This window comes from Elstera litoralis (assembly GCF_000963705.1).
GTDB lineage: Bacteria > Pseudomonadota > Alphaproteobacteria > Elsterales > Elsteraceae > Elstera > Elstera litoralis.
Genome location: NZ_LAJY01000786.1, coordinates 1 through 915 on the forward strand (window position 1 = coordinate 1; position 915 = coordinate 915).

1 protein-coding gene is annotated in these 915 nt (G+C 55.1%); it reads left to right on the top strand.

What is annotated here, in order from left to right; translation table 11 throughout:
* Nucleotides 1-118: 118 nt before the first annotated feature.
* The coding region (locus tag VZ95_RS19775; RefSeq protein ID WP_156995447.1) for a hypothetical protein at nucleotides 119-915 on the top strand (797 nt) is incomplete at its 3' end.

A 915-nucleotide genomic window follows, 5' to 3' on the forward strand; every position in this document is an offset into this window, starting at 1 on the left:
GCCGCACCGTTGGCACGGGATGGGAAAGCTTCAGCAGCTTTATGAGCTTTGTTCGGAGAAAAATGATCCAGAATATCGCTCCTACCTCGCCCAAGTGCTGTTTCGGCATGGCGTTGATTTGAGTGAGCGGGGCGACGCCTACAAAGAAGCGGGGCTTGCTTCGTTTCGGCGATTGCAAAATGAGTTTCATGATCTTTCCGAGCGCCTTTGGGTCGCTATGTCGGTCATTCAGGCAGCCCGTCACATCGTAGAAATGGTGGACGAGGCCCCCACTGTTTCCCCCGCTGAGGCGCAGTCGGTCTTGGAGGCGGTGATCGACACTTTTGAAACCTGGCACGACCCCGAAGACGCTAACGGATGCGGCTTGATCCGACACCAAGTCGCGGGCTGCGTTCTCGATCTTGTCGATCTCATCGATTCCCATTTTGAGGCTGAACCCGAAACGACGCTCGCGCTTCACAAGCGTTTGATTACCGCCTACCGCGACGAGACGTCTGAAGACACGCCGTTTTTAGTCAGCACGGCTTTGCTGGAAACCGGCCTGCTTCTGGGCCGCACCGAGCCGCCCGATGCGACCGGCGCGATGGCGGCCTATACCGAGGTTATTCAGCGCCTAGCCCTCGGACGGGCACGCGCCGATCAAGCCGCTTGTGCGCTCTATCGCATTGGGAATCTAAAGTTGCGCCTCACTCCGCCCGATAGTTCCGGCGCTATTGCCTCTTACAAAAAGGTTATCGAGTCTTTCGCAGAAAGTGATGATGAAGAGACGGGTCAGTGGGTCGCGCTGTCCCGATATAATTGCGCCCAAACGCTTATTAAAAACGATACAGACAAGACAGAAATCTTTCTCTCCCTTCATCGCGCCAATATCGAAGAATTTTCCGGTTCCTCAAATCCGTTATTACAGGACATCGT